The sequence below is a fragment of the Microbacterium algeriense genome (assembly GCF_008868005.1).
Classification (GTDB): Bacteria; Actinomycetota; Actinomycetes; order Actinomycetales; family Microbacteriaceae; genus Microbacterium; species Microbacterium algeriense.
In genome coordinates, this window is record NZ_WAAO01000003.1 from 300973 (window position 1) to 324382 (window position 23410).

Sequence of the window (23410 nt, forward strand, 5' to 3'; positions counted from 1 at the left end):
AGAGGAACTGTCCGATCACACGAGAATCGGAGAAGACGTCGCGGTGGACCCGCTTGACCCTGTCGCGAGGACAGGGTGTGGTCTGGGTTCATGAACGAACGCCCCCTTCGACGAGTGCCTCGACGCCGTCCATACGCGATCCTCGCCGCCCTGGTGTCGGTTGTCTTCGCCGCCACCGCGTGCACCCCGGCCGACTCGCCCCCGCCGGAGGATTCGGAGAGTGGCGGGCTCGAGCGGTTCTACGAACAGCCGATGGACCTCGAGCCCTGCGAATTGCCTGGCTACGCCCCCGACAGCGTGATCGCGGGCGAGTGCGGACAGATCGAGGTGCCGCTGAACTACGAGGACCCTGATGCGACATCGGCGCAGATCGCAGTCTTTCGCGTTCCGGCCCGCGGAGAGTCTCCGATCGGTTCGCTCGTGGTCAACCCGGGCGGTCCGGGTTTCCCTGGGGTCGGCTACGCGGCTCAGCTCGCGGACGTCTGGGCCGATAGCGCACTGACCGAGCGATTCGACATCGTCGGCTTCGATCCGCGCGGCACCGGCGCGACCGTGCCCGCGCTCGATTGCTACAGCGACGCGGAACGCGACGCGGGGGCGGGCAGCGCGAGCCAGCTGTCGTACTCCGGTGTGCGCCCTCTCGTAGAGGCATGCGCTGAGAGCGTGGGCGGGGAGGAGGCATTGGCGCACCTTGGTACCCGCGACGTCGCACGGGACATGGACATCATGCGCGCTGTGCTGGGTGACCCTGCGCTCTCCTTCGCCGGCTCGAGCTACGGCACCAGGCTGGGCGCGGTGTATGCCGAAATATTCCCAGAGAACGTACGCGCTCTCGTACTGGATGGCGCGCTCGATCCACACGCGACCACTCTGGAGCGCCGCGCGCAGCAGTGGGCCGGCTTCCAGAGGTCGTTCGAACAGTTCGCCGCCTTCTGCGCCCAGCAAGGCGCCTGCGCGCTCGGCGACGATCCCGCCGTTGCAACCGAGGCGTATCAGCGACTGACACGCCCCCTCGTCGACTCACCGCTCATGACGGCGTCCGGGCGCGAACTCACGTTCGCCGATGTGAGCGACGCCATGGTGACGGGCCTCTACAGCTCCGCGACCTGGCCGGTGATGAGCCAGGGACTCTTCGAGCTCGCACAGGGGAACGGGACCACCATGCTCGGCCTGAGGGACTTCTACCTCGGGCGCACCCCCGAAGGCACCTACGACAACGGCACCGAAGCGACTCTGGCGATCAACTGCCTGGACGAGGACCGGTTCACCGCGGCGGAACTGGCCGAACTGGAACGGACCGCGCTCGACGCCGCGCCGTTCCTCGATCCCGCGACCCCGATCCGCGAAACGTCAGACCTCTGCGAGGGATGGCCCGTCGAGCCGACCTTGGGCTTCCCCTACGCGGACGGGATCAGCGACCTCCCCCCGACCCTGACGGTCTCGGTGACCGGCGACCCTGCGACCCCTCACGCCGGGGGCATCCGACTCGCGGAGACTCTCGGCGGATCGCTGCTGACCGTCGTGGGAGACCAGCACGGGGCATTGCTGGCCGCCAATGACTGCGTGGAAGCGGCGGTCGCCGCCTATCTGGTCGACCTCGAGGTGCCAGCTCGCGATGCCCAGTGCACGCTGGCCGAGGCCAACGGATGATCGAGATCGCGACCCGCGAGCAGGGCACCCGCCATAATCGGGTCATGCCGTGGAGCACGACCGAACTCGCCGCGCTCGCCGGGACGACCGTCAACGCCATTCGCCACTACCACCGCGTGGGGTTGCTGGATCACCCCGAGCGTCGCTCCAACGGCTACAAGAGCTACGAAGCGACGCATCTGCTGCGACTGCTGCAGATCCGTCGGTTGCGCGAGATCGGCGTACCCCTGGACCGGATCGAAGAGGTGGCGTCGGGTGCGCGACCGTCAGAAACCTTGAGAACGATCGACGCAGAGCTCGACATCGAGATCGAGCGGCTGCAGAGAATGCGCGCAGATATCAGCGTGATTCTCAACGGCGACTTCGCTGCGTGGCTCCCCGTCGAGTTCGAGGACGTCGCCGACCGATTATCACCGGCCGAGAAAGCGGTGATCCTCCTGTCGACGACACTGTATGACAGTCAGGCCTTGGCGGATATCCGCCAGATGGTGCTGGACGAGGCAGACCGCTCGGCTGAGGCAAGCGAGGAGTTCGATACCCTCCCTCCGGACGCGGACGAGGACGTCCGCGTCCGCCTCGCCGAGCGTTTCGCCCCCGAGCTGGCTTCGGCATTCCGCCGGTACGCGTGGCTCACGGATCCTTCTGGACATATGAGCGTGCCCCTCGACGCCGCGCAGGTTGCTCTGGCCGAAGCGATGAGCGCGCTGTACAACCCCGCACAGCGCGATGTCATGGCGCAGGCGATCAAGCTCGCGCGGGCACAGGACGGCGAAAGCACCCAGCCCTGACGCCCCCAGCTGGCGCCCCCTCCCCACAGCAAAGGGTTTGCGAATAAAACTCGTCCCGTCTACGTTAAATCTGTACCGAGCGGTCTTGAAGTGCCGGGGAGATCTCACAGCCGGTCATTGAGGAGCGAACGCGCCGCAGCGGAAGTGCCGCCGGCTCGATACGAAGGAGAAGGATCATCATGAAAGCCGCCGTCATCACCTCGTTCGGCGAACCGTCCGTATTGCGGGTCACGGAGGCCCCGCGGCCGGTACCGGGTCCGGGTCAAGTCCTGGCGCGGGTTCACGCCGCCGGAGTGAACCCGGCGGAGATCCTGGCACGCGCCGGCGCCTTCCGTCTGCCTGCACCCGCCATCATCGGATTCGAGTTCGCGGGCGTCATCGAGGCGGTCGGCTCGGGTGTCGACGAGGGCATGGTCGGCGACCGCGTCGCTGGGTGGCCGGACTCCGCGACCCAAGGCTCCTACGCCGAGTACACAGTGAGCAGCAACTTTGCGACCATCCCCGACGGTGTGTCCTTCGAGCACGCCGCGGCCACCGTCATCGGTGCCGATAACGCGGCGAGGGCTCTCGGGCTTCTGAACCTTCGTCCGGGTGAGACGCTCGTGGTCACGGGCGCGAGCGGGGCATTGGGGAGCGCTGCGGTGCAGTTCGCGCGACAGCGCGGTGCCACCGTGATCGGCGTCGCCGGCGCCTCCAACGCTGACTTCGTCAAGAGCCTCGGTGCGATCCCCGTCGCCCACGGACCGGGCCTGGTCGATCGCATCCGTGCGGCCGCGCCTGGCGGGGTCGACGCCGCGCTGGACACCGCCGGCAAAGGACTCCTTCCCGCCCTCGTCGAAGTGCTCGGCGGCCCCGAGCGGGTCGTCACGCTCGCCGACCGCGATGCCGCACGACACGGCGTCGAATTCAGCCCCGGAGGCAGCGGGAACCGCGACAGCCGCCCTGTCCAGGAAGCCCTAGACCTGATCGCCGCGGGCGCATGGACCGCGCGCATCAGCCGCAGCTTCCCGCTCGACCAGGCTGCGGACGCCCACCGACTCGTCGCCACGGGCCACACCCACGGCAAAGTCATCCTCCTTCCCTGACCCGGCCGACCGGCCCATCGACCACGACAACAATCAATTGGAGAATCCGAAATGCCCGCAGTTCTCGTTCATGGTGTACCCGATACCCACCGGCTTTGGGACACCCTTCGTTCTCATCTTCAGCGCGAAGACATCGTCACGATCGATCTCCCCGGTTTCGATGCACCCCTCCCAGCGGGGTTCACGTCGACGAAAGAGGAGTACCTCGAGTGGCTCATCGAGAAGATCGAGCAGATCGGCGAACCCGTCGACCTTGTCGGTCATGATTGGGGGACTCTCCTGACAGGCCGCCTCGCATCCATCCGGCCGGATCTTGTGCGCACCTGGACGGGCATCAGCGGACCCATCGATCCCGAGTACCCATGGCACTATCTCGCCGAGATCTGGCAGACGCCGGGCGAGGGCGAGCAGTGGATGGCGGACCTCGATCTCGCGGAGTTCGCAGCGAGCCTGACCGAGGCGCAGATGCCCCGCGAAGCGGCAGAGGAGTCGGTTCGGCACCTCGATGCCACCATGCGGGCCAGCATTCTCGCCCTCTACCGTTCGGCGATCGAGGTCGGAGCGGAATGGAAGCCGGGCTTGAGCAACGCGACCGCGCCAGCGCTGGTGATCTGGGGCCTCGACGATCCGTTCCTGCCGCATCGCTTCGCTGACGAGCTCGGCAATGCCACTCGCGCACGTGCCGTCTTCAAGTTGCGCAGCTCGCACTGGCCGATGATCGAGCGTCCAGCCGACGTGGCGCGCGAACTCGAGGCCCACTGGGATCACGCGTAAACACCCGTACGCAGGCACCCGGGCTCGACCGTTACGCGAACGGCATTCTCACCCGCTCGCCATAGTGGGCTCGGGTGCCCCCGCATCACTTCACAACAGAACACCGTGACGCGGCCCTCCGAGATCTGCCGGGCTGCACGAGGCAGGAGCACTCAAGATCATGAACTCAGCAAACGCCCGGATCGGCGTCGGCCTTGTCGGGGCTAGCGCCGATCGAGGGTGGGGTGGCATAGCTCACATACCCGCACTGCAGGCTCTCGACGCGTTCCAGATCCGAGCCGTCAGTACGACACGAATGGCGAGCGCGAACGCAACCGCTCATCGACTGGGCGCCGACCTCGCCTTCGACACACATGAGGCTCTCGTCGAGCGGCCGGAGGTCGACCTGGTGGTGGTTGCGGTCAAGGTACCCGAGCACAAGCAGATCGTCTCCGACGCACTGGCCGCGGGCAAGATGGTCTACAGCGAATGGCCGCTCGCAAGAAACCTCTCGGAAGCCGAAGAGCTGGAGGGACTCGCACGCGAACGACAGCTGCGGACCGTTGCCGGGTTGCAAGGCGGCCTGCACCCGCCGATCCTCTTCCTTCGCGACCTGATCGCGCAAGGCGTGATCGGCAAGCCGCTCAGCACCAGCGTCCGAGCGCACGTGTCCGACGACATGTGGGTCGGCCGATACGACCCGCCGCTCGAGTACATGGCGCGGGCGGAGAATGGCGCCACGCTGCTGAGCATCATGCTCGGCCACGGGCTGGAACCCCTCTCGCGCGTGCTCGGCAGGTTCGAGAACACTTCCGCCGTCGTCGCCAACCAGCGCGGCGACGGCATCCGCCTCTCGGATGGCTCATCGCTGCCGAAGGACGCGCCAGACGAGATCGTCGTCGCGGGTGTCCTCGAAGGCGGGACCGTCACTTCGCTGCACTACAGCGTCGGGCGCCCTGCCGGCACCGCGACAGCATGGGAGATCCACGGCACCGAGGGCAGTCTGCGTGTGGAGTCACCGTCGGGCTACATCCATTTCACCGACTTCACCATCACGCTTCGCCGCGGCGATGAGCCTGTCCAAGTACTGCGGGTACCGCCCGCCTATGCAACTCCCGACCGGCAACTCGACGCACCAGCTGCAGGGGTCGCCCGCCTCTACGCCCAGTTCGCCGCCGACCTCCGCGATGGAACCACCAATGCACCGGACTTCACGGTGGCACTCGACCACCACCGGGTGCTCGATGCGATAACACGGGCCGCTGAAACCGGTCATCGCCAACGCCTAGCCCGACCCCAATCCATCCTCTGAAACCTGACCGCGGTCCGGCTGCCGGGCCGTAGATCAGCTCGGCCGACTCGTGCGGCCGTCTGCGATACCGTGCAAGCTCTGCCAATCGTCGGGCCGCCAGTCCACAGGTGGGGTCGTGATTGGGCCGGTGCCCCTGGTCCGGAACCACACCACGATGGTGGCCGCGATGAAGATGAGGGCCGGAAGGATGAAGCTGACGGCGATCGTCGAGTTGCCCCCTGAACGGTCACTCGCGCCGCTGAGGTCCCCGCTCGTGCCGACGGCGAAGACGTAGTTGAGCGTGTTGAAAGCCACGTGGAGAACGATGGCGATCTCGATTCCGCCCGAGCGCCAGGTGATCAGGCACGTCGTGATCGCCAGCAGGAAGTACCAGACCCATAGCCACGGGTCCATCGCCAAGTGGAGAGCCGCGAAAGCAAAGCCCGTGACTGCGATGCCCAGAACGAGGGAGGTGCGCGGGCCGCGCCCCCAACTGCCTGCAACTCGGAACACGAGTCCCCGCAAACCGAATTCCTCACCCGTTGCCTGCAACGGCACCAGGAGGAGCGTTCCGGCGAGCATCCAGAGCGCCTCGCTCTGGACCCACGCCACAGACTCTGTCGGGAGCAGGAAACTGCCGACGACATTCATGACGATGAAGACGGGCAGGATGACGAACAGGGCCCGCGCGAAAAGGGCGAACCGGAAGCGGGAGAAGACCGAATAGAAGGACGCGAAGGGCACCCCGTAGAGCCAGCGCTGGATGAGCATGCTCAGCGGGATGAGCAAGGCGTTCGCGAACATACCCAAGATGTGCATCGACGGGGTGAGTCCTCCTCGACCCTCCGCCACCGGAGGTATGCCCACAGCCTGGTCGAACAGCCGCGCGAGGAGGACCGATCCGAGGATGCCAGCCCACATTCCGCCGAGGAGCAGCACGATAGCGAGGATGCCCCGGCCGACCCGACGCTTGTCGCCGGCCAGAGTGCGGTGGTACTCCACGCCGGGCCGGACGGCTCGTCCGCGTTGAGGGGCATTGTCGGTGCGGGCGGACGCGCCCTCGTCGTCGGTGAGATGCATGTAACCAGACTCCGTGGGTCCGTGCAGCGGCAGTAGTGTCAGATGTCACGAGGTCGTGCGGTCCGCGGAACGGGTCTGTTCGGAGCTCAGAGCCAGCCGCGCTCGGCTGCCACGTGGGCCGCGTGATAGCGGGTGGAGGAGCCCGTTTTCTGCATCGCGCTCGACAGGTAGTTCCGCACGGTCCCCGGTGCGAGATGAAGCCTGCGAGCGATCTCTTTGACCGAGTGTCCGCCGTAGGCCGCGTGCAGGACGTCTCTCTCGCGGTCGGTCAAGGGAGAGTCGTCGACGACGGAGAGCTCTAGGACGTCGCGTCCGATCCAACGCCCTCCCGCGGATATCTCGCGGATGACAGCCGCGATCTCCTCCGGCTCGGCGTTCTTGCTGAGGAAGCCGCGCACGCCGAGTTCGAGCGCACGCCGCAGCACTCCTGGGCGGGCATGCCGTGTGAGCATCAGCACAGGCTGGCCGGGTATCTGCTGCTTGATGCGTGTGACGGCTTCGAGCCCGTCCATCGTCGGCATCTCCAGGTCGATGACGACGACGTCGGGGGTGGATCGAAGCGTGGCCGCTACGGCTGCCGCGCCGTCTGCGGCCTCTGCGACGATTTCGATCGTTCCGTCCGATGGGAGCAACGTCGCGAGAGCCGAGCGTAGTAGATGCTCGTCATCCACGAGGACAACGCGGATGACATCGTCGGTCGTCACGATCTCGCCCGGTCGAGAGGCAAGGGGGAGAATTCCGCGCGAACGACGAACCGGTCGGGCTCGCGCGTCACCGTCATCACGCCCCCCGCGCCCCCCACTCGCTCTCGCAGGCGCGCGAGCCCGCGCTCCGGGTCGGTTCGGCTCTCAGCGACGCCGTCGTTCGCCACCTCCACCATCCGCGAGGATGCTCTGATGCTCACGACAGTAGGTTGCGCATGGCGTAGCAGGTTGGTGGTCGCTTCGCGCAGCACATGGGCGAGGGTCAACTGCGGCACAACGCCCTCCGCCAGATCGACGTGTGCGTGCACCGCGATGCCTGCCGACTCGCAGAGGCGCTTCGCGTTCTCGAACTCCACCGCGAGGTTGAGCTCGTAGCGGTCGACTGTCATGGCGCGGGTCTGCGAGATGGTTTCGCGAGCCAAGCGCTGAATCTCGAGCATCTCGGACTCCGCGCGTTCCGGGTCGTCCCGCACCATCCCGTGCGCGACCGCGGACTTCAGTTTGATCACGTGGAGGGACTGGCCCTGGATGTCGTGCAGGTCGTTGATGAACCTGGCCCTCTCCCGTCCCACCGCCAGTTGTGTCTCCATCTGTCTCATACGCTCGAAACGTCGCGCGATCGACCATGCCCGTTCGCTGACGCCGATCACCGCGGCAGCGAAGAGAACACCGAGGAACGGCAACAGAAGATAGGTGGCTGCACGCTCAGCGGTGATGGGGCGGAGGATAAACGCGACCGCACCCAGCGAGGCCACCGCGAGCGCGAAGATCAGCACCCACAGGACTCGTCGACGGACGCGCACGATCATCAGGGAGCCGACCAGGGCGAGCGGCAAGAAGCTCAACGGACTCGTCATCAGCGCGGCGCCGGCGAGCCACGCCGTAGCGGTCACGACGATTGCGAACACGGACCGGGGAGGGTAACCGTCGAGGTCCCACTCGCGCAGCACTCCGAGCGTGAGCAGGAGGCACACGGCGGCGAGGAGCCCTTCCCCCCAGCTTCTGGTGGTCAACGCGACTCCGAGCAAGGTCAGCGGCGCGATGGTCAGCACGGCAGTCACCATCGCCTGCCGTCGCATTCGCGATGCCATCGGGTCTTCGGTGGCGATCTGCTCGTCGGTCGTCATGTCTCGCTTCGTGCCCGTCTCCTCAGTGCCCGGCCCACGGCGATCTTGCCGACCACGGCTGCGACCAGGATCACGAGCGCCACGTACTGGATCGCGCCGTTATCGAGGAAGAAGCCCGTCACTCCCCCAGGAAGCGAGGCCAGCAGTCCGATGCCGTAATAGGAGAAGGCCGCATACGAGGAAAGCACCGTGATCGCCAGCACGATCACCACGTTCAGCAAGACATCAAGTGACTTCATGATTCCAGCCTCCGGAGTCGACCGCCCACCCGACAGTGGCGGACATCACCACTTCTTGTGACAAGCGTCACCACCCTCCGGCTCGTGCTCCCCGAGATGCGGACGACTCACCGCCCGCATAATTGTGTACTATTCAATACAGAATAGCGGCGGGTCGGGGATCACGTCGAGACACGGACGGACGGACGAATGAAGACAGCGCACCTCGGGACACTCGAAGTACCTCGGCTGGGCCTGGGTGTGATGGGCATGTCGGCCTTCTACACGGGTGCAGGGGGCCCGGAAGCCGATCATGTGCGCACCATCCACCGCGCAATGGACCTCGGCGTGACCATGTTCGACACCGCTGAGGTCTGCGGCCCCTTCACCAACGAGGAACTGCTCGGCAAAGCTCTGCAGGGACGCCGCGATCGCGCCGTGATCGCGACCAAGTTCGGCCTCATCTCGCACACGGGCCGACCGGCTCCCGACAGCTCGCCACAGAATGTTCGGCTCGCCGTGGAAAACTCGCTGCGCCGGCTGCGCACGGACGTCATCGACCTGTATTACCAGCACCGCGTTGACCCGAACACGCCCATCGAGGAGACGTTCGGCGCGCTGTCAGAGCTCGTCTCGGAAGGTAAGGTCCGCCATCTCGGTCTCTCGGAGGCCAGGGCCGACACGGTTCGTCGGGCGCATGCCGTGCACCCGGTGACCGCCGTGCAGACCGAGTACTCGCTCTGGACGAGAGGCGTGGAGGAGGAACTGCTGCCCACTCTCACGGAGCTGGGCGCGGGACTCGTCCCCTACTCCCCCCTCGGCCACGGCTTTCTGGCCGGCGGCATCCGCACGCTCGATGGCCTGGCACCTGACGACTGGCGCCGAAGCAACCCCCGTTTCAGCGGCGACAACCTGCAGAGGAACCTCGCGATCGTCGATGAGGTGCAAGCGGTCGCGCGCGAATCCGACGCGACTCCGGCTCAGGTGGCACTCGCCTGGCTGCTGGCCCGCGGACCGATGATCGCACCGATTCCGGGCACCACCAGGATCACTCGCCTCGAAGAGAACCTCGCCGCAGATGTCCTCGAGCTCTCGCCTGGGCAGCTCACCCGGCTCGACGCGCTCCCCCGACCCGACGGCGAGCGCCATTCGGCGGCCGACATGGCCGCGATCGATCGCTGACGGTCGACCCGCCGCAGCTGGCCGGTGGGGGCGAGCGGCGATCCGTGCCCGCCGTCCGAGCCGACTCAGCGTCTCTTGAACTGAACGACACATCACCCTGATCACGCATCGATTGGAAAATCATGAAGGACAACCCCATCCGAGTCGGAATCATCGGCGCCGACACCGCAGCGAGCTGGGCAGGAGCGTCGCACATACCCGCGATCGCGGCCCAGCCGCGGTTCGTGCTGGAGGCCGTCGCGACAAGACGAGAGGAATCGGCGAAGCGGGCCGCGGAGGCATTCGGGGCACGGCGGTGGTTCGCTGATCCCTACGCCCTCATCGCCGACCCCGACATCGACCTCGTCACGGTCGCCGTGAAAGTGCCGGCCCACCGAGACCTCGTGGTAGCGGCGCTCACCGCGGGAAAGGCTGTCTACTCGGAATCTCCCCTCGGCGCGAATCTCGGTGAGACGGAAGAGATCGCCGAGGCCGTGGGTTCTCAGCACACGGCGATCGGCCTGCAGGGCAGTCTCAACCCCGCGGTGCGACGCGCGGCGGAGATCATCGCCGACGGGGCCATCGGGCGCGTGCTCTCCGCCCGGGTTCACGCGACGACGTTCGGCTACGGCCCGGAATCCATCTCGGCCTACGACTACTTCAACAAGCAAGAGTCGGGGGCCAGTTTCCTCACGATCACAACCGCGCACGTGCTGGACGTCATCGAGACCGTCCTCGGGCAGATCACCGAAGTGGACGCGAGGACCGAGAGACTCTGGCCGCAGGTGGTGCTCACCGATTCCGGTGAGACGTCGGAACGCGAGGTCGACGATCACATCGACCTGATCGCCAAGACGAGCTCAGGTGCCCCCGTGTCGGTTCAGGTGCTCGCGGGGGTCCCGATGGAGGACTCCCGATTCACGCTGGAGGTGCGCGGCGCAGAAGGATGGGTGAAGCTCGAGGGCAACCACCCCGGCGGCGTCCAGGTCGGTGATCTCACCCTCTCGGCGAGCGTCGACTTCGCCGCGCCCGACGCGCCGGTCTCGTCCGGCGTGGGACCCACCGCTGCGGAATTCTGGGCGGGTGCTGCGATCAACGTGGGAGAGGTGTACGCGAGTCTTGCACGAGACATCGACGAGAACAGCTTTACGACGCCGGGCTTCGCTCACGCGCTGCACAACAGTCACCTCGTCGCGCGAGTGGAGGAAGCCGCTCGCAGCGGGCGGCGACAGTGAACACCCCGGCGATGAGACGATCGCGGAGTTCGAAGCCTCAGTCGTGGGACCAGGATGCCGCGTTCATCGCCATATCGGCAACCGGGCGCAGTTCCGCCTCGCTCTTTCCGGTCGCGGCCTGAACAGCGATGCCGTATGCGACCGTCGTGATGTAGGTCGCCAGCGTGCGCGGATCCTCGGTCTCCGGTAGATCGCCCTCGGCCCTGGCACGCAGGAACCGGGCCTCGAGGCGCGCAGTTCCATCCTGGCGCCAGTCGATGAGGACCTTCTGGGCTGCGAGCCCGTTGTTTCCGACGGATAGCGCAGCCTGGACGCCGAGGCATCCGTGCGGCGTCTCACGGCTCGTGCTGGCTGCTGCTGCACCGCGAAGAATCGACTGGGCCACTTCGCGTGCGGTCGGCTCCGACAGGGCGCGAAATCCGTAGGACGCTGGGCCCTCCGTGTACCGCTCGACCACTCGCTGGAACAACTCATCCTTGTTCCCGAACGCTGCGTACATGCTGCTGCGAGTGATGCCCATCGCCTCGGTCAGGTCGGTCAGACTCGCACCTTCGTATCCCTTGGCCCAGAACACTCTCATGGCTTGTTCGAGGGCGTCGTCGGGATCGAACTCGCGGGGTCTCCCCGGCTTGGTCTGCGATGCGGACATACCGATCATTATCCCGCTTACGGACCAGGCAGTCCAGATACCGCGACGGCGAGACGGTCGAGCGACCTCGCTGGTGAGCATCTCCGAGAAGTCCGCGACGAAACCGACGAAGACGTCGATGACCTGCGTCGAAAGCGACGGGCTCCGACGCAGGCGCACCCGATTCCGGGCTCGAACTACGCGAATCCACCAAGCAGGAAGCTGAGAGAGTACGCCTCCCAGAGGGCACCGATGATGAGGAGCACGAGCGCAGGGAGCGCGAGGAGTCCAAGCTTCTGGAGGCCCCGCAGGTACCCTCGGCGTCGGGTCTGTGCCCCGGCAGTGCGCGGGAGGAGCCAGTACTTGCCGATCAGGAAGGCGCCGAGCAGGAACAGGATGTACGCCTGCAGCTCGATCACGAGGGTGAGGGAGTGCGGGATGAAGAGGATCCATTCGCCCTCCGATTGGGGGGCGATGGTGATCCCGGTCGTCACAGCCCAGTAGCCGAAGAGGGCAAGCCCCGCGAACGGCACGATGAGCGAGGGCAGCACGATGGTCAAGGCGGTGAGGTTGAACAGGTTCACGCCGAGGATCGCCAGCGCGAACAGCGCAGGGGTCGCGACGAGCGTGCGGACCAGCTCGCCGGTTCCGTCCGCTTCCAGGCCGGCGGCTTCCTGTGCGACGAGATCCGGGAAGATCAGTCCGAGGACGAGCCCGACGACGGCCAGTCCGTATGCGGCCGCGTTGAGAATGAGGTAGGCACGCAGATTCTCACGCACCACCCGGAAGGGGCGTCGCCAGAGGCGCACGCGCTGGGGCTGATTCTTGATGGGCACTGGAGTTGTCATGCATCCAGTGGACTCCGGATGCTCGGTGCGCAGTAGTGGGCTGGTGTCACCAGGATGAGTGACACGGCGTCACATGCCTTCTCACAGCCAGCCGCGCGACCGGGCGTGACGTGCGGCGTCCTGTCGCGTCGACGAGTGGGTCTTCTGCATCGCGCTCGACAGGTAGTTGCGCACCGTGCCACCAGCCAGATGCAGCCTCGCAGCGATCTCCTTCACCGAGTACCCTTCCAGCGTCTCCCGGAGCACATCGAGCTCCCGATCCGAGAGCGGCGAATCGTCGATCATGGATGCCTCGAGGATGTCGTGGTCGACCCACCGGCCGCCCTCGTGCAACCGACGGATGACCTCACCGATGAGCTCGGGATCCGCAGCCTTGCTCATGAAGCCCCGCACCCCCGCTTTCAGCGCTCGCCGAAGCACCCCGGGCCGCGCGTGTCGGGTCAGCATCAGGATCTTCTGTTCCGGCACCTGCCGGCGGATCGATTCGACGGCGTGCAGACCGTCGGTGCCGGGCATCTCGAGATCGATCACCAGCACGTCGGGCCGCTCGCGGAGGGTCACGGTCACCGCCTCCGCACCGTCCGACGCCTGACCGACGATGGCGATCGCACCGTCGAGCGTCAGGAGTGCGCCCAGCGTGTATCGCAGAAGCTGCTCGTCATCGGCGAGGACGACCCGAATGCTGTCGCCGCTACTCATCGTTCTCCATCTTGACCATCGCGCGCAGTCGACGCGGTCCCGTCGTGCGCGGGAATTCGCGCACGGACGGAGAAGGCGTCGACGCGCCGCGAGAAGTCGAGCTCGCCGCCGACGGCGTGGATCCGCCGTTCGAGTCGCGCGAGTCCTCGGGGACGGATCTCGCCCGCGGGGGGAACGCCGTCATTCGTGATCTCGACCTCGACGGCGCTGGCGGTGATGGTCACCCACGACGGCTCTGCGTGTCGCAAGAGGTTGGCCGTGGCCTCGCGGAGCGTGTGAGCCAGGAGCGGGTGGGGGCGGGCGGAGCGGTCGAGTTCGGTGCGGATCGACACGCTCATCCCCGATGCCTCGGCGAGCGCCCGGGTGTTCTCGAGCTCGGCGACGAGGTCGATCTCGTACCGGGCATAGGTGAGCTCCCGCGTCTTCGCGACGGTATCGTCGACGAGCTGACGGATCTCGGCGAGCTCTCCTGCCGCGCGGTGCGGATCGTCTTCCAGGAGTCGATGGGCCAGCATCGCCTTGAGTTTGATGACATGCAGCGACTGCCCCTGGATATCGTGCAGGTCGCCCGCGAAGCGCACCCGCTCCTCCGCCACAGCAAGCTCCAGGTCGATCACCTTGGCGCGCTCGGCCTCGCGCACGAGCTCCCAGGCGAGCTCGCCTACGAAAACGACTGCGAGGACGTAGAGCGTCCCGGCCGCCGGCACGACGACGAACTGGATGACGAGAGGGAGCGTCGCCACATGCGTCAGCAACGACACCGCGCCGACCCCCGCTACGACCAGCGCCAGGAAGAGCGAGGCGATCAGGCGGTGCCTGCGGACCTTCATGACGAGCAGGGCACCCACGACGGCGAACGGCATGAAGCTGATCGGACTGTTCGCCATGAAAGCCCCGTAGAGATACGCCGCTCCGGTGAAGAGGAAGAGGAAGACGGCGCGGGGAGGGTACCCGTCGAGACGCCACTCCTTCAACAGCGTCGTCGCGAACGCCAGTGTGAGTCCGACGAACAGCGCCTCCCACCAGGACGTGCTGGTGAGGGCGACGCCGATCACCGACAGCGGGGCGATCGCGAGGATGGCGGAACCGACCACCATCCTCCGCATCCGAGGGATCGCCTGTGTATCGGTCGGTCTCTCGCTGTCGGTCACCAAGGTTCCTCCCGAGGGTGTTTTCGACGGATCGCTTTCCTGACGGGAATCTTCGCGAGCATTGCGCCGATGACCACAGCCAGGGCGACGTACTGCAGTACCGGAAGAGCCAGGAACGGGCGGGTGATCCATCCCGGAAGAGTGGTGAAGAGGCCGAAGTCGTAGAGCAGACCGAGATACGCGAAGAAGACGGTCGCGGACAGGAGGATGACTGCGTTGAGCACCAGATCCAAGGCTTTCATCCATCGAGTCTGCGGACCGGGCGGTTCTCCCGGTAGTGACACCGTGTCACCACTCGTCTGAACGGAGGCGCGCTGGGCGGCATTCCCTGCGGCGAGATCGTTGGTCGAGTCCGGGCATGCCGATGAGAACTACCGGGAAGCAGTGGCGGTCGCATCCGTCGGAGTACGGCGTGTTCAGTCGATGTTCGGGATGCAGAGCGGGGATCCAGAGCCCGCCGCCCACCGGGAGCACGTCGTTTCGTGCCGCTCGCGATCGCAAACAACTCCTTCCTCTGCGCCAGCTACTCCGGGTGCTCGGTTGCGAGGTCTCGATAGCCGTGGTTGTCACCGAGGCGAGGCGGCTCCCACAGTTCGGGCGCGGGCGTCGCGGCACGGGCACACAGGACAGCAGGAATTTCCGTGATCAAACCGTTGCATTCGTTACCTCGCCGTTATACAGTGATCGCACGGTGAATGTTTGCTGTGGCATCCACCGCATGTGATTGCAGGACACTCTTGGTGCAAGGGACAAGGGCCGGTCGGGAGCCTCTCCGACCGGCCCTTTACTGTTCGCACTATTCTGTGAGGATGACCGATCGCAAGCTCGCCCTGGAGGCCTGGGAGAGCCTTTTCCGGGCGCAGCACGAGCTGTTCACCGAGATGATGGCCGACTTCGATCACAGCGACGTCACCCAGGCCGAGTACGACGTGCTGCTGACGGTCACCCGGTCCCCGGACATGACCGCCCGGCTGCGCGACATCACAGCGAACATGCTGATCAGTCAGCCCAGCGTCTCGCGACTCGTCGATCGCATGGTCACTCGCGGACTCGTCGCCAAGTGCGCCGACCCCGACGACGGCCGAGGTGCGTTGATCCGCGCGACGGACGAGGGTGCGCGCGCTTTCCGCTCGCTCGCCACCGTGCACGGGCGCTCGATCGCCGACCGCATGTCGCGCCTGGACGACGACGAGCTGCGCACCCTTCGCGATCTCGCGGAGAAGCTCCGCGCCCGTTGACCCCCGCGCTTCCTCCTCACAGCGGGATCAGCGCGAGTTGCTCACATTCCGTGAGGCGAACGCCGTCGGCGCCGTCTCCCGATCGGCTTTTCTGGCAGGGTGGATCACGGATGCCCGCAACGGATGCGGGCACATCGGACCGCCCCCTCGGGGGGGCGAACCAGGGAGGTCATCCATGGAGATCGCCGGAATCGTCGGCATCCTCATCATCGTCGGGATCGCGGTCGTCGTCGCGGTCGTCCTGCTGCTGATCCTGCTGCTGTTCGCACGCAGCTGGATCAAGGTCGCTCGTGCGGACGAGGCACTCGTCATCTCGGGCCGCAAGCAGAAGATCCAGCGCGCGGTCATCGCCGCCGACGGCACGACCAGTTCCGAGATGGCGGAGTCTCCCGTCACGGTGATCGTGAACGGCAAGTCGCTGGTCAACCCGATCACGCAGCGGCACGAGATCATCTCCCTGCGCTCACGCCAGGTCTCCCTCAACGCCGAAGCGCAGTCGCTCGACAGCGTGACGCTGAACGTCGACGGCGTCGCGATCGTGAAGATCGGCTCCGACCCGCTGTACGTCCGCCGCGCGGCCGAGCGATTCGCCTCGCAGGACAAGGCGATCGAGCAGTTCACGACCGAGCAGCTCGAAGGTGCGCTCCGCGGCATCGTGGCGACGCTCTCCGTGGTCGAGCTGATGCGGGAACGGAAGAAGTTCTCGGACCAGATCGCCGCCGATGTGTCGCAGGAGCTCGCCGAGCAGGGCCTGATCCTCGACTCCTTCCAGATCAAGGGGATCACCGACAAGGTCGGCTACATCCAGTCCCTCGGTGCGCCCGAGATCCAGGCGAAGCGACAGGCCGCCGAGATCTCGCAGACGAACGCCGACCGCGCGATCAACCAGAAGAACATCGCCAACCAGGAAGCCAACCTGATCGAGCAGACCGCGCTCGACACGAACACGGCCAACGCCGACTCCGGCATCGGCCGCGCGCGTGCCGAGGCCGAGCAGGCCGAAGCCCTGGCCCGTGCTCAGGCCGAGCAGGCCGTGCTGCAGCAGCAGGCCGAGAACAAGCAGGCTCAGCTCGATGCCGACGTCAAGCGCGTCGCCGATGCCCAGCGCTATGAGGCGGAGACCCGCGCTCAGGCCGAGCTCTACACGCGCGAACGAGCGGCCGAAGCCGCCGCGATCGAGCAGGTCAAGCAGGCAGAGGCCCGCACCCGCATCGCCGAGCAGCAGGCACAGGCCGACAAGGCCCGCGCCGAGGGTGAAGCCGCCGCGGCGATCGCCAAGGCCAGCGGTGAAGCGAACGCCCTCCGCGCCCAGGCTGAGGCGGAGGCAGAAGCCCGCCGCCTGCGCGCGAGCGCGGAAGCAGACGCGATCCGCGCCGAGGGTGACGCCCGCGCTGCCGCGCTCGAAGCAGAGGCGAAGGCCATCGCCTCGAACCAGGATGCGTTCCTGTCGCAGCGCGTGCTCGAGGTCCTGCCGTCGATCATGGCCGAGTTCTCCAAGGGCTACGCCGCGATCGGCAACGTCTCGATCATCGGCAGCTCCGGGGAGGACGGCGCCTCGAACGTCGTCGGCGCCGACAACGCGAAGGCACTGCGCTCGGTGTTCGACAGCGTCCACTCGGCCACGGGTCTCGACCTCGCCGGCATCATCCAGGGACAGGCCGTCGGACGCGGCATCGGAGAGGGCGTCGCCGCGGCATCCACCGTCACCGCACAGGCGGAGCGCCCGGCGACCACACCCACGCCACCGCCATCGACGGCGCCGACACCCGCCGCCGAGTAGTCGACACAGCTCAGCAGACACACTGCATGACCGGATGCCGCGACCGAATCGGTCGCGGCATCCGTGCGTACCACCCGACCCACCCCGGAAGCCGGCATCCCACCGCCCGAAACGTCCGCTTCAGTCCAACGATCCGGAGAGCGGGCAGACTGGACGGGTGACGCCCGCCGCCTTCGACCTCGACGCCATCGGCGCCGACCTCTCGTTCGCGGCAGCCCTCGACGAACTCTCCGCAGCGCTCGACGAGAGCGGATCCGTGGTCGTGACCGCCCCACCGGGAACCGGGAAGACGACACTCGTGCCACCCCTGATCGCCTCCCGTGGCGCGGGTCGTGTCATCGTCACCCAGCCGCGCCGCGTCGCCGCACGCGCGGCTGCTCGACGACTCGCCCACCTCGACGGCTCCCCCCTGGGCACGCGCGTAGGATTCACGGTCCGCGGCGAGCGCTCGACGCGACCGGAGACGCGGGTCGAGTTCGTCACGGCCGGCGTGCTCCTTCGACGGATGCTCGACGACCCGGGTCTCGTGGGCGTCGATGCCGTGATCCTCGATGAGGTGCATGAGCGCGCCCTCGAGACGGACCTCCTGATCGGACTGCTCTCCGAGGTGCGCGAACTGCGGGACGACCTGGTGCTGGTCACCATGTCGGCCACGGTGGACGCCGCGCGCCTCGCCGCCGTCATCGGCACCGACGACCGCCCCGCACCGATCGTCGATCATGCCGTTCCCGCCTTCCCGCTCACCGAGCGTTGGGCGCCGAGTCCCGTGCCGCGTCTGGACGAACGCGGTGTCACCTGGGGCTTCCTCGACCACGTCGCCGGCATCGCGACCGCGGCCGCCGCGGAGCTGGTCCGTCATGACACGGCAGCGGACGTGCTGGTCTTCGCGCCGGGCGTCCGTGAGGTGTCGGAGATCGCCGGACGCATCCGCGCCGCGAGCAGCGCCTTCGACGTGCGGGAGCTGCACGGCCGGATTCCCCCACCCGAACAGGACGCGGTGATCCGGGGCCGCACGGCTGGAGATCTGCCCCGCATCATCGTCACGACCTCCCTCGCGGAGTCCTCGCTCACCGTCCCCGGGGTCCGTCTCGTCGTGGACAGCTGCCTGTCGCGACAGCCGCAGCGCGACGCTGCCCGCGGCATGACAGGACTGGTCACCACCGCAGCCTCGCGCTCCTCCTGCGTACAGCGTGCCGGGCGCGCCACCCGCCAGGGTCCCGGCACCGTGATCCGCTGCGTGGATCAGAGCACATACGCGGCGGCTCCGGCGCGACCTGCGCCGGAGATCGCCGTCGTCGACCTCGCCGACGCCGCTCTGCTGCTCGCCTGCTGGGGTGCTCCCGGCGGGGCCGGCCTTCGGATGATCGACCCACTGCCCGCCGAGAACCTCGCGGACGCCACCGCCGTGCTGCGCGGCCTCGGGGCGATCGACGATCGAGGCCGCGCGACGCCGGAGGGCCGCGCCCTCGCACGCATCCCGACGGACCCGCGCCTCGCCCGGGCTCTGCGGGACGGCAGCCGGATGGTCGGGAACCGACTCGCGGCCGAGGTCGTCGCGCTGCTCGGCGGCGACCTGAGGATCGCCGACGCCGACACCGCCCGGGCGCTGGTCACCCTGCGAGGCGGAAGAGCCCCCGACGCCCGCCGATGGCGGGACGACGTCCGCCGCCTCGAGCGCATGGTCGCACCGACCCCGGGCGTCGACTCCGATCTCGACGGCGTCGGGCTCGTGATCGCCCTCGCTTTCCCCGAGCGCATCGCCCACCGCGTCGAGCGCACCGCAGAAGGAGCGACGTTCCTACTGGCGTCCGGGACGAGGGCCGCGGTGCGCGGTCCGTTGGCCGCGGTCGAATGGCTCGCGGTCGCCGACGTCGCGCGAGCCCCCTCGCGGACCACAGCCGGATCCGGAGCGATGATCCGCTCCGCCGCGTTGCTGACGGAAGACCGGATGGAGCAGGCGGCGAGCCACCTGATGACCGACCGTGTCGAGGCGCAGTTCGTCGGAGGTCGCGTGCAGGCACGGCGCGAGCGACGCATCGGAGCGATCCTGCGCACCGCGGTGCCGGTTCGCGCATCGATCCAGGAGGGGAGGGATGCGGTCCGCCGAGCACTCCACCGCGACGGACTCGGCGTGTTCACCTGGTCCGATGGCGCGCGCGCGTTGCGCCGCCGGATGTCGCTGCTGCGCCGCGAGCTGGGTGCACCCTGGCCAGACGTCTCCGATGCCGGTCTGGTGGGGGCTCTCGACGAGTGGCTCGCGCCGGAGCTCGACGCGCTCGCCTCCGGCTCTCCCGCGGGACGCCTGGAGCTGACCTCGGCGCTGCGCCGTCTGCTGCCGTGGCCCGAGGCGACGCGCTTCGACGAACTGGTGCCGGAGCGCCTCGAGGTTCCCAGCGGATCCCGCATCCGCATCGCCTACCCCGACCCCGACGACGAGACCGCACGACCGGTCGTCGCGGTCAAGCTGCAGGAGTGCTTCGGGTGGGCGGACACACCCCGCCTGGTCGACGGACGGGTGCCGGTGCTTTTCCACCTGCTGTCCCCCGCGGGTCGCCCCCTCGCCGTCACCGACGACCTCGCCTCGTTCTGGTCCGGGCCGTATGGCCAGGTGCGCGCCGAGATGCGCGGACGCTACCCGAGACATCCGTGGCCGGAGGACCCCTGGGCCGCTGTGCCGACCAAGCACACGAAGAATCGCCCGGCGCGCTGAGGCGCGTCCCACCTCACCTCAGCGCGTGCGACGCCGCAGGGTGAGGGATGCCAGCACCAGAGCGCCGACGGCGAAGGCCACGACGATCAGGAGCGGACCGAATACGTCCCATCCCTCCTCCCCCGCCGTGACGGCGTTGATTGTGTCGATCGCGTAGCTCAGCGGCAGCCAGTCCGAGATGGCGTACAGCACATCGGGCATCTGATCGCGGGGCATGAACAGTCCGCCGAGGATGATCTGCGGGAAGACCAGCAGCGGCATGAACTGCACCGCCTGGAACTCCGTCTGCGCGAACGCGCTCGCCAGCAGGCCCAGCGCCGTGCCCAGAAGCGCATCGACGATCGCGACGAGCCCCAGCTGCCACAGCGGCCCCTCGACGCCCAGGCCGCACACGCCGACCGCGAACGACACCGTGATGACCGCCTGCAGCAGCGCCATGACTCCGAACGCGAGGGCATAGCCGAGGATGAAGTCGGCCTTCTCCAGCGGCGTCGTCATGAGGCGCTCGAGAGTGCCGGAACGGCGCTCTCGCAAGGTGGTGATCGAGGTGATCAGGAACATCACGATGAACGGGAACAACGCCAGGATGGCGCCTCCGAAGCGATCGAAGACACCCTCCTGATCGCTGAACAGCCACGCGAACAGACCGACGAGCAGACTCGGCGCCACGAGCATGAGGGCGATCGAGCGCGGATCGTGCCGCAGCTGAGCGAGGACGCGCCCCGCCGTCGCGAGCATCCGACGGCCGTTCATCGCTGACCTCCGTGACCGCGCGTCTCACGTCTCGATCGCCGTGTCGGGCCGTCCTCAGGGCGCTCGGCGGCTCGATCGCGCTCGATCAGGGCGAGGAAGGCGGCCTCGGGATCGGCGGTGCCCGTGTCGTCCAGGAGGGCCGCCGGTGTGGTGTCGGCGATGATGCGCCCTTCCCGAAGGAGCAGCAGCCGATCGCACCGCAGTGCCTCATCCATGACGTGACTCGACACGAGCATGGTGACTCCTCGGTCGGCGAGACCTCGGAAGAGCTCCCACAGCTCGACCCGCAGGACCGGGTCGAGCCCGACCGTCGGTTCGTCCAGCACCACGAGCTCCGGCGACCCGATCAGCGCCATCGCCAGCGAGACCCGGCTGGCCTGACCGCCGCTGAGCGAGTCCACCAGCTGCCCCGCCTGGGGACCGAGCCCGACCTCCGCGATGACACGGTCGACATCCGCCTTCGGAGCCTTGAGCAGAGCCGCGAAGTACGCGAGGTTCTGCCGCACACTGAGATCTCCGTACACCGCGGCGCCTTGCGTGCCGTAGGCGACGCGATGTCGCAGCTGCCGCGATCCACCCGGCTGCCCCAGAACAGTCACCTCGCCCGCGGAGATCTTCTGCACACCCACGATCGCGCGCATCAGGGTGGTCTTGCCGCACCCTGATGGGCCGAGGAGCCCAGTGATCTGGCCGCGCGGGATGGTGAGATCGACACCGTCGAACACGCGCGTGCCTCCGCGGTCCACCCGCAGCCGCGTGATGTCCACCGCCGAGTTATTCATCATGCGATGAATTATCCGCCTCCCCCCTCCCCCTCGTCAACAGCCGCCCTTCCCCTCCCGCCCCCCACTCCGCACCCCAGCCCGCACCCCACTCCGCACCCCAGCCCGCACAACTTCGGAGTCCTGAACCGACACGCCGATGCGGAGCCGTACAGGCGCGGCGTGTCGCCGTCGATCTCCGAAGTTGTGCAGGCGGAGGGCCTGCGACGGCGAGGCGGCGGGAGGGGCGGGCGAGGAGGGGCGGCGGGACGGGCGAGGAGGGGCAGGGAGGAGGGGGGTCAGGCGAAGAGGTAGCGCTGGAGGGTGGGGCCGACGCGGGCGACGAGGTCGTCGATGGAGGCTGTCGCTATCGGGGAGAGTTTCAGCACATAACGCGTGAGGAGCAGTCCGGCGACCTGCGAGGCCACGAGCGTGGCGCGAAGCTCCGCGTCGGGGACGCCCAGCGCCGCAGCGATCCGGCCCACGAGTTCACGCGAGAGGAAGCCCGCCAGCAGCGGCGTCGTCAGCCGGCTCCCGATCGCGGTGCGCATGAGCATGACACCTCGCCGCTGGATCTCCGGCTGCTCGAAGCTCTCGAGGACGTATCGGATCAGCCGCTCCCCCACCTCTGCGCGGGGACCGGCGACGATCCTCGGCACGTCGACGTCGGGGCGCAGCGGGATGCCGACGGCCTCGGCGAACAGATCGGCCTTGGTGCCGAAGTAGTGGTGCACCAGCGCGGAATCCACCCCTGCGCGGGCCGCGATCGAGCGGACGGTCGCGCCGTCGTATCCCTTCTCCCCGAAGTCGTCGACCGCAGCCCCGATGATGCGCGCACGGGAGTCGGATCCACCCCGCGGGCGCCCTCGTCGACGCGGCGTTCTGTGCTCGGTCATGCCCGTCAGCCTACGACTTCACGCGGCCGGATCAGTCGAGCAGATGCCGCAGATAGCGGGCCGGCTGATCGAGGAAGGAGCGCCAGTGGTTCACGATCTCGAGGTCTCCCCACTCGGCCGGCCGCATGCCCCAGTCGCCCACCTCGAGGATCTTCGCGCCGGGCAGAGCGGCCAGCACCGGCGAGTGCGTCGCGCACAGCACCTGTCCGCCGTCGTCGGCGATGCGCCGGAGCACGGCGATGAGCGCCAGCGTCGAGTTGAACGACAGGGCGGCTTCCGGCTCGTCGAGGCAGTAGAAGCCGGGCTCATCGAATCGACTCTCCAGCAGGGCGAGGAAGGACTCGCCATGACTCATCTCATGGAACGGGACGTCGGCACCGCGCGTCGAAGGATTGTCCTCGAGGTACGTGTAGAACGAGTGCATCGTCTCGGCGCGGAGGAAGAAACCCCACCGGCTCGCCCCGACGCCGCGCTGCAGTCGAAGCCAGTCGGACAGGGGCGACTCGGTCCGGCGTGTGCGATGCCGCGCCTGGCGAGAACCGCCCTCGGGAGAGAGCCCGTAGGCGATCGCGACCCCCTCGACGAGGGTGGACTTGCCGCTGCCGTTCTCCCCGACGAGGAACGTGACGCCGGGATCGAGGTCGATGCCCTCACGCAGAACCTGGGCGACCGCGGGGATGTTCGTGGGCCAGTCGATCCCGGGTGTCGGGGCATCATCGTTCGGACGGACCGACACCACGGGCTGCTGCCGCCGACGCCGCGAGGTCGGGTCCCAGAACGCATCCATCATGTCCCCTCCGCGTGACGCCTGGTCGCAGGCTACCCGCCGTCACCGACACGAAGGCTGTGGAGCA

General features: G+C 67.7%; 23 protein-coding genes. 10 read left to right on the forward strand and 13 right to left on the reverse strand.

All coding sequences use genetic code 11. The features are described from left to right. Nucleotides 1-252 precede the first annotated feature (252 nt). The 5 genes from F6A08_RS15250 (at nt 253) to F6A08_RS15270 (ending at nt 5588) form a co-directional block, all read left to right on the forward strand. On the forward strand, nt 253-1650 hold the full coding sequence (locus F6A08_RS15250; protein WP_225855858.1) for an alpha/beta hydrolase: 1398 nt from the start codon (nt 253-255) through the stop codon (nt 1648-1650). Continuing rightward, nucleotides 1647-2438 (forward strand): MerR family transcriptional regulator, encoded by a 792-nt coding sequence (locus tag F6A08_RS15255; protein ID WP_225855859.1) that lies wholly within the window; start codon nt 1647-1649, stop codon nt 2436-2438. Before F6A08_RS15250 ends, F6A08_RS15255 begins: the two co-directional genes overlap by 4 nt. A gap of 179 nt (nt 2439-2617) precedes the next feature. After that, on the forward strand, nt 2618-3523 hold the full coding sequence (locus tag F6A08_RS15260) for an NADP-dependent oxidoreductase (RefSeq protein WP_151459907.1): 906 nt from the start codon (nt 2618-2620) through the stop codon (nt 3521-3523). A 51-nt stretch (nt 3524-3574) separates the two neighbouring features. Then, entirely contained in the window at nt 3575-4297 is a 723-nt protein-coding gene (locus tag F6A08_RS15265; protein ID WP_151459908.1) for an alpha/beta fold hydrolase, read from the forward strand. Between the two features lie 160 nt (nt 4298-4457). Then, nucleotides 4458-5588: a Gfo/Idh/MocA family protein gene (locus F6A08_RS15270; protein ID WP_225855860.1), complete on the forward strand. Its 1131-nt coding sequence runs from the start codon at nt 4458-4460 to the stop codon at nt 5586-5588. A 33-nt stretch (nt 5589-5621) separates the two neighbouring features. On the opposite strand, the gene F6A08_RS15275 is transcribed toward F6A08_RS15270, so the two are convergent. From F6A08_RS15275 to F6A08_RS15290, 4 genes are all read right to left on the reverse strand, one after another. After that, the gene (locus F6A08_RS15275) at nt 5622-6647 is read right to left on the reverse strand and encodes a CPBP family intramembrane glutamic endopeptidase (RefSeq protein ID WP_151459910.1); all 1026 of its coding nucleotides are present in this window, start codon (nt 6645-6647) and stop codon (nt 5622-5624) included. Nucleotides 6648-6733: 86 nt separating this feature from the next. Continuing rightward, nucleotides 6734-7351 (reverse strand): response regulator transcription factor, encoded by a 618-nt coding sequence (locus F6A08_RS15280; RefSeq protein WP_151459911.1) that lies wholly within the window; start codon nt 7349-7351, stop codon nt 6734-6736. Next, complete coding sequence (locus F6A08_RS15285; protein ID WP_151459912.1) at nt 7348-8478, reverse strand: sensor histidine kinase; 1131 nt, start codon at nt 8476-8478, stop codon at nt 7348-7350. Before F6A08_RS15285 ends, F6A08_RS15280 begins: the two co-directional genes overlap by 4 nt. Continuing rightward, the gene (locus F6A08_RS15290; RefSeq protein WP_151459913.1) at nt 8475-8717 is read right to left on the reverse strand and encodes a hypothetical protein; all 243 of its coding nucleotides are present in this window, start codon (nt 8715-8717) and stop codon (nt 8475-8477) included. The genes F6A08_RS15285 and F6A08_RS15290 overlap by 4 nt, the downstream gene beginning before the upstream one ends. A 189-nt stretch (nt 8718-8906) precedes the next feature. Here F6A08_RS15290 and F6A08_RS15295 point away from each other — a divergent pair, with 189 nt between their 5' ends. After that, complete coding sequence (locus tag F6A08_RS15295) at nt 8907-9878, forward strand: aldo/keto reductase (RefSeq protein ID WP_151459914.1); 972 nt, start codon at nt 8907-8909, stop codon at nt 9876-9878. 122 nt (nt 9879-10000) lie between these two features. Beyond that, on the forward strand, nt 10001-11092 hold the full coding sequence (locus F6A08_RS15300) for a Gfo/Idh/MocA family protein (protein WP_151459915.1): 1092 nt from the start codon (nt 10001-10003) through the stop codon (nt 11090-11092). Nucleotides 11093-11129: 37 nt separating this feature from the next. Here the strand turns inward: F6A08_RS15300 and F6A08_RS15305 are convergent, their stop codons facing one another. The 5 genes from F6A08_RS15305 to F6A08_RS17705 form a co-directional block, all read right to left on the reverse strand. Beyond that, the gene (locus F6A08_RS15305; RefSeq protein WP_151459916.1) at nt 11130-11741 is read right to left on the reverse strand and encodes a TetR/AcrR family transcriptional regulator; all 612 of its coding nucleotides are present in this window, start codon (nt 11739-11741) and stop codon (nt 11130-11132) included. A 176-nt stretch (nt 11742-11917) separates the two neighbouring features. After that, a complete protein-coding gene (locus F6A08_RS15310) occupies nt 11918-12568 on the reverse strand; it encodes a hypothetical protein (RefSeq protein ID WP_225855861.1) in 651 nt (216 codons plus the stop codon). Between the two features lie 81 nt (nt 12569-12649). After that, complete coding sequence (locus F6A08_RS15315) at nt 12650-13267, reverse strand: response regulator transcription factor (protein ID WP_151459917.1); 618 nt, start codon at nt 13265-13267, stop codon at nt 12650-12652. Next, the gene (locus F6A08_RS15320; RefSeq protein WP_192576791.1) at nt 13264-14364 is read right to left on the reverse strand and encodes a sensor histidine kinase; all 1101 of its coding nucleotides are present in this window, start codon (nt 14362-14364) and stop codon (nt 13264-13266) included. Before F6A08_RS15320 ends, F6A08_RS15315 begins: the two co-directional genes overlap by 4 nt. A gap of 50 nt (nt 14365-14414) precedes the next feature. Then, the gene (locus F6A08_RS17705) at nt 14415-14660 is read right to left on the reverse strand and encodes a hypothetical protein (protein WP_192576792.1); all 246 of its coding nucleotides are present in this window, start codon (nt 14658-14660) and stop codon (nt 14415-14417) included. A gap of 567 nt (nt 14661-15227) precedes the next feature. Between F6A08_RS17705 and F6A08_RS15325 the strand changes: the two genes are divergently transcribed. The 3 genes from F6A08_RS15325 (at nt 15228) to hrpB (ending at nt 20146) form a co-directional block, all read left to right on the forward strand. Continuing rightward, nucleotides 15228-15656: a MarR family winged helix-turn-helix transcriptional regulator gene (locus F6A08_RS15325; RefSeq protein WP_017204569.1), complete on the forward strand. Its 429-nt coding sequence runs from the start codon at nt 15228-15230 to the stop codon at nt 15654-15656. 175 nt (nt 15657-15831) lie between these two features. Then, the gene (locus tag F6A08_RS15330) at nt 15832-17436 is read left to right on the forward strand and encodes a flotillin family protein (RefSeq protein WP_017204568.1); all 1605 of its coding nucleotides are present in this window, start codon (nt 15832-15834) and stop codon (nt 17434-17436) included. Between the two features lie 157 nt (nt 17437-17593). After that, on the forward strand, nt 17594-20146 hold the full coding sequence (hrpB, locus tag F6A08_RS15335) for an ATP-dependent helicase HrpB (protein WP_225855862.1): 2553 nt from the start codon (nt 17594-17596) through the stop codon (nt 20144-20146). A gap of 18 nt (nt 20147-20164) precedes the next feature. Here the strand turns inward: hrpB and F6A08_RS15340 are convergent, their stop codons facing one another. The 4 genes from F6A08_RS15340 to F6A08_RS15355 all read right to left on the reverse strand — a co-directional run bounded on the left by F6A08_RS15340 (nt 20165) and on the right by F6A08_RS15355 (nt 23346). Further along, entirely contained in the window at nt 20165-20899 is a 735-nt protein-coding gene (locus F6A08_RS15340) for an ABC transporter permease (protein WP_151459920.1), read from the reverse strand. Further along, nucleotides 20896-21684, reverse strand: a complete 789-nt coding sequence (locus F6A08_RS15345; RefSeq protein ID WP_151459921.1) for an ABC transporter ATP-binding protein — start codon at nt 21682-21684, stop codon at nt 20896-20898. Before F6A08_RS15345 ends, F6A08_RS15340 begins: the two co-directional genes overlap by 4 nt. A 275-nt stretch (nt 21685-21959) precedes the next feature. Beyond that, nucleotides 21960-22556 (reverse strand): TetR/AcrR family transcriptional regulator, encoded by a 597-nt coding sequence (locus tag F6A08_RS15350; protein WP_151459922.1) that lies wholly within the window; start codon nt 22554-22556, stop codon nt 21960-21962. Between the two features lie 31 nt (nt 22557-22587). Next, nucleotides 22588-23346, reverse strand: coding sequence for an AAA family ATPase (locus F6A08_RS15355; RefSeq protein ID WP_151459923.1), 759 nt, complete (start codon nt 23344-23346; stop codon nt 22588-22590). Between the last annotated feature and the right edge of the window lie 64 nt (nt 23347-23410).